The organism is Kitasatospora sp. SC0581 (assembly GCF_048159585.1).
Classification (GTDB): domain Bacteria; phylum Actinomycetota; class Actinomycetes; order Streptomycetales; family Streptomycetaceae; genus Kitasatospora.
Window position 1 is genome coordinate 1 of the sequence record NZ_JBLRWA010000327.1, and the last position, 314, is coordinate 314.

Consider the following 314-nt stretch of genomic DNA (forward strand, 5'->3'; position numbering starts at 1 on the left):
TCCCGGCCGGGGTCTGAACGCCCCGGCCGGGTCCGGGGGTCAGCGGTTCTCGAAGGACGGCTTGCGCTTCTCGGCGAAGGCGGCCATCCCCTCCTTCTGGTCCGCGGTGGCGAACAGGGCGTGGAACAGCCGCCGTTCGAACCGGACGCCCTCGGCGAGGGTGGTCTCGAAGACCCGGTTCACGCTCTCCTTCATCATCACCGAGGCGGTCGCGGACATCCCCGCGACCGTCTCGGCGGTGGCCAGCGCCACCGTGAGCAGCTCGGCGGCGGGCACGATCCGGGCCACCAGCCCGGCCCGCTCGGCCTCCTCGG

1 protein-coding gene is annotated in these 314 nt (G+C 73.2%); it reads right to left on the reverse strand.

The window, feature by feature from the left end; all coding sequences use genetic code 11:
* Nucleotides 1–39: 39 nt before the first annotated feature.
* Nucleotides 40–314: enoyl-CoA hydratase-related protein (locus ACLWS4_RS38320; RefSeq protein WP_416876613.1), on the reverse strand; the 275-nt coding region annotated here is incomplete at its 5' end.